This window comes from Rhodococcus sp. Leaf225 (assembly GCF_001426145.1).
GTDB lineage: Bacteria > Actinomycetota > Actinomycetes > Mycobacteriales > Mycobacteriaceae > Rhodococcoides.
This window is the reverse complement of record NZ_LMRN01000012.1, coordinates 212,979-218,122: the sequence shown is the minus strand read 5'-3', so window position 1 is coordinate 218,122 and position 5,144 is coordinate 212,979. Positions and strand designations below refer to the sequence as shown.

Annotated in this window: 3 protein-coding genes; 2 read left to right on the top strand and 1 reads right to left on the bottom strand. The window is 67.8% G+C overall.

Annotated features, from left to right (window positions below):
* Positions 1–39 precede the first annotated feature (39 nt).
* Positions 40–2,844 carry an aconitate hydratase gene (locus tag ASG69_RS10705; protein WP_056445197.1) on the bottom strand — a complete coding sequence of 935 codons (2,805 nt, stop codon included), beginning with the start codon at positions 2,842–2,844 and terminating at the stop codon, positions 40–42.
* Positions 2,845–3,223: 379 nt separating this feature from the next.
* On the opposite strand from ASG69_RS10705, the gene ASG69_RS10700 reads away from it, so the two are divergent.
* A complete protein-coding gene (locus ASG69_RS10700; RefSeq protein ID WP_235578921.1) occupies positions 3,224–3,793 on the top strand; it encodes an Rv1476 family membrane protein in 570 nt (189 codons plus the stop codon).
* A gap of 288 nt (positions 3,794–4,081) precedes the next feature.
* Positions 4,082–5,144: coiled-coil domain-containing protein (locus ASG69_RS22765; RefSeq protein ID WP_162247031.1), on the top strand; the 1,063-nt coding region annotated here is incomplete at its 3' end.

Genomic DNA, 5,144 nt, shown 5'->3' with positions numbered 1-5,144 from the left:
CGTTCTGCTCCCCTCACGGGGCAGTGATCACTGCGGTGATCAGCCGATCATGTTGCGCAGCACGTACTGCAGGATGCCGCCGTTGCGGTAGTACTCCGCCTCGCCGGGGGTGTCGATGCGGACCACGGCGTCGAACTCGACGGCAGAGCCGTCTTCCTTCGTCGCGGTGACGTGCATCGTCTTCGGCGTGCGGCCCTCGTTCAGCTCGGTGATGCCCGAGATGTCGAAGGTCTCGGTGCCGTCGAGCTTCAGCGACGCCGCCGACTCGCCGGCGGGGAACTGCAGCGGGACGACGCCCATGCCGATGAGGTTGGAGCGGTGGATGCGCTCGAACGACTCGGTGATGACGGCCTTGACGCCGAGCAGGCGGGTGCCCTTGGCAGCCCAGTCACGCGAGGATCCGGAGCCGTACTCCTTGCCGCCCAGGACGACCAGCGGGATGCCGGCGTTCTGGTAGTTCTGCGACGCGTCGTAGATGAAGGCCTGCGGGCCACCGTCCTGCGTGAAGTCGCGGGTGTAGCCACCCGAGACGTCGTCGAGGAGCTGGTTGCGCAGCCGGATGTTCGCGAACGTTCCGCGGATCATGACCTCATGGTTGCCGCGACGCGAGCCGAAGGAGTTGTAGTCCTTGCGCTCGACACCGTGCTCGTCGAGGTACTGCGCAGCAGGCGTTCCTGCCTTGATGTTGCCGGCGGGGGAGATGTGGTCGGTGGTGACCGAGTCTCCGAGGTACGCCAGCACGCGCGCACCGGAGATGTCCGTGACGGCTTCCGGGTCCTTGGGCATGCCGTCGAAGTACGGGGGCTTCCGCACGTAGGTCGACTGCGGGTCCCACTCGAACGTCTTGCCGTCCGGGGTGGGCAGTCCGCGCCAGCGTTCGTCGCCCTTGAAGACGTCGGCGTAGCCCTTGGTGTACATCTCCTTGGAGATGGACGAGTCGATCGTGTCCTGGATCTCCTTGGGCGAGGGCCAGATGTCCTTCAGGAAGACGTCGTTGCCCTCGTTGTCCTGACCGAGAGCGTCGTGCTCGAAGTCGAAGTCCATGGTGCCGGCCAGCGCGTAGGCGATGACGAGCGGCGGGGACGCCAGGTAGTTCATCTTCACGTCGGGGGAGATGCGACCCTCGAAGTTGCGGTTACCGGACAGGACCGCGGTGACCGTGAGGTCGTTGTCCTGGATGGCCTCGGAGATCTTGGGATCGAGCGGTCCCGAGTTACCGATGCACGTGGCGCAGCCGTATCCGACGAGGAAGAAGCCGAGCTTCTCCAGGTACGGCCACATGCCGGCCTTGTCGTAGTAGTCGGTGACCACCTGTGAGCCCGGCGCCATCGAGGTCTTGACCCACGGCTTGCTGGTCAGACCCTTGTCGACGGCCTTCTTGGCCAGCAGGGCAGCGCCGAGCATGACCGACGGGTTCGAGGTGTTGGTGCACGAGGTGATCGACGCGATGGCGACGGCGCCGTGGTCGAGGACGAACGAGCCCTGCTCGTCCGAGTCGACGCGCACCGGGTTGGTCGGGCGACCCTCGGCGTTGCCGGCGGCGGAGTGCAGCGGAGCCGCATCGTCGTCGGCGAAGGACAGCGTGGCCGGATCCGAGCCCGGGAACGTCTCGTCGAGTGCCTCGTCCAGCTTCGACGGGGTGGCGTCGACGTCCTCGCCACCCACGTAGTTGTGGATGTCCTTGCGGAACGCGATCTTGGACTCCGACAACAGGATTCGGTCCTGCGGACGCTTCGGTCCGGCGATGGACGGCACCACGTCGCCGAGGTCGAGCTCGAGGTACTCGGAGTACGTCGCCTCGTTCTCGGGGTCGTGCCACATGCCCTGTTCCTTGGCGTACGCCTCGACGAGCGCGAGCTGCTCGTCGGAGCGTCCGGTCAGGCGCAGGTAGTCGACGGTCTCCGAGTCGATCGGGAAGATCGCCGCGGTGGAACCGAACTCGGGGCTCATGTTGCCGAGCGTCGCGCGGTTGGCCAGGGGGACCTCGGCCACACCCTCGCCGTAGAACTCGACGAACTTGCCGACGACGCCGTGCTTGCGCAGCATGTCGGTGACGGTGAGCACGACGTCGGTCGCGGTGACGCCGGGCTTGATCTCGCCGCTGAGCTTGAAGCCCACGACACGGGGGATGAGCATGGAGACGGGCTGGCCGAGCATGGCCGCCTCGGCCTCGATGCCGCCGACGCCCCAGCCGAGCACGCCGAGGCCGTTGACCATCGTGGTGTGCGAATCGGTGCCGACACACGTGTCGGGGTAGGCCTGACCGCCCCGCACCATGACGGTGCGGGCGAGGTGCTCGATGTTGACCTGGTGCACGATGCCGGTGCCGGGCGGGACGACCTTGAAGTCGTCGAACGCACCCTGGCCCCACCGCAGGAACTGGTAGCGCTCACCGTTGCGCTGGTACTCGATGTCGACGTTGCGCTCGAAGGCGTCCGCGCGGCCGAACACGTCGATGATGACGGAGTGGTCGATGACCATCTCGGCCGGAGCGAGCGGGTTGACCTTCTCCGGGTCGCCGCCGAGAGCGGTGACGGCCTCACGCATGGTCGCGAGGTCCACGATGCAGGGGACACCGGTGAAGTCCTGCATGATCACGCGGGCCGGCGTGAACTGGATCTCGATGCTCGGATCGGCGGACGGGTCCCACGCGGCGATCGCGTCGATGTGGTCCTTGGTGATGTTCGCGCCGTCCTCGGTACGCAGGAGATTCTCCGCGAGGACCTTGAGGGCATAGGGCAACTTCTCGGTGCCGGGGACGGCCTTCAGGCGGAAGATCTCGTACGAGTTCTCTCCGACCTCCAGCGTTCCCTTGGCGCCGAACGAATCGATACTTGCGGTCACGTCAGCTCCACTCGTCTTCTGGGCTGCCGTCGACGGGGCTGTGTCGACGGCGTGGCGAGAGCGGGCGGACATCGCCGTGGGTGAGGGTGCACCCGGGTGGCGTCGAGGCCGCCGCAGTCTCGGTGTTTCGATTCTAACAGTACGCTTGTCCTGTGAGAACGAGTGGCCGAATCGCCGTGTCGCTCTCACCGTGGTGCGCACTCATCGTTCCCCGGCAGCGTTCCGGGCGCAACGAAGGGCTGCCTCCGTGCACCTCGGTGCGCCTCGGACTCGGCGACGGTCCCGTCCCGTAGGGTCCCGCTCGACGGCGCACACACTTCGACCATCATCGCCTCGCGATCCACCGCATCGCCTCGCGATCGACGACAACGGACGGACGATGTCTCTCTCTCCTCTCCCGGCCCTACCGCTGAGTGATCAGCCGCTGGTCGCCCTCCCGATGATCAGCGAGGTGCCGACGTTCGTCGACCTGCAGGCGACCCTCGCCGACGTCGCGGACGACGGGGTGGCCGCGCCGGGTCAGGACGTCGTCGGGCTCGAGGGTGTTGTGGCGCGCGCCGGCGAGAACGGTATCGACCTGAGCATCGTCGTGCTCGACGCGCCGGCGCCGCTCGATTCGCAGCTCCGCGATCTCGCCACGTCGGTCGGTGCCACCGACGGTGGGACGGTCCTCGTGATCGGTCCGGGACAGGTCGGCACGTTCAGCGACTCGATCGATCGCGTGACGCTCGAAGCGGGTCAGGATCAGGCGTACACCGGCAACGCGGTGCAGTCCGCGGACAACTTCCTCGACGTGCTCGTCGAGCCCGGCCCACCGTGGACCGGCATCACTCTGGGCCTCGTTCTCATGGTCGTCGCCGTGCTCGGCGGCACCTGGTGGGTGAACGAACGCCGTCATCGTTCGGGAGATGTCACCGATCGAGAGGCCGTCACGCCCGACGGGCAGTGACCGTTCCCAAAAAAGTCTCAACGAATCTTTCTCGGACAACGTCCTGATCAGCGCGGATGCGGTCGGCGGAATGACACATGTGTCATTTGTGACTGGAGTTCCTTAAGCGTTCGAAGTGTCGTACGGTTCGCATGGCACTGCTTGGGGAAGAAGTGTCGCAGAGGGGCTGATCGTTGCTCCCGGGTCGGCCGTTGTCGGCTGTGGTCCGGGATCCTGTCACGCTGCGTCGTGTCCTCCCCACGCGTGCGGTGGGTGAATCCGCACTGCGGACGTGAGGGAGACGAACAGGTGAAGCGATACTCCGGAGGTCGACGGCACGTCGGTCGATCGCGGGCTCTGCGTCGCACGATCGGGGGCGCCGTCGTCGCGACGACGCTGCTGCTGTCCGGGACGGGGTTCCTCGCACCGAGTCTCGCGTCCGCCGTGCCGCCGCCCCCGCCCAATCCCTCCGACTCCGACATCGCCGCCGCCGGTGCGCGCGTGGGGGACCAGCTCGGACGAGTCGGTCAACTCATCGACCAGGTCGCCTCGGCCAACCAGCAGCTCGCCGCGATCGACGCGCAGGTGGCCGTCAAGCGCGAGGACGTCAACAAGGCCCTCGTCGACCTGCAGAACGCTCGCACCGTCGCCGACGCCGCCGCCGCGGCCGTCGGCATCGCGCAGCAGGCCCTCCGCGACGCCGGCCAGATGATCTCCGACGCGCAGAAGAAGTTCGACGCCTTCGCCGTCACCGACTACGTCAAGGGCACCGGGTCCGCCGGTGTCTCCTCACTGCTGGACGCGCAGGGGCCGCAGGACGTGCTCGATCGCGCGCAGATCCTGCGGATGCTGTCCGCCAAGCAGAACGCCACCCTGGACAGCCTGCAGCGGGCGCGTACCGAGGAGGCCAACCGAGACTCCACCGCACGCCAGAGCAAGATCGAGGCCGACCGTGCCTCCGCGGAAGCGGACGCGAAGAAGGACGAGGCGGAACAGGCCATCGCCGCGGCCGTGACCGCACAGCAGGAGCAGGCAGCGCAGAAAGCGGCCGTCGAGGCGCAGCGGGACAGCGCCTCCGCCGAGCTCGAGCAGGCGCGCAACGACGCCGCGGGGCTCGAGGGACAGCGCGACGCGTACTCGCAGTGGGACCAGCAGCGTCAGGCGGAGGAAGCCGCCGCCGCGGCAGCCGCGCAGGCAGCGGTGGCCGCGGCCGCCCGGGTGGCCGCGAACCAGGCCGCCGCCGATCGTGCCGCAGCGTTGGTGGACGGGGAGCGCGACCACACCGACCTGACCGGATCGACGTCGAGCGGCACCTCGTCGGGCGGCACGTCGTCCGGTACCTCGTCCTCGGGCGGCACGTCCTCGGGTACCT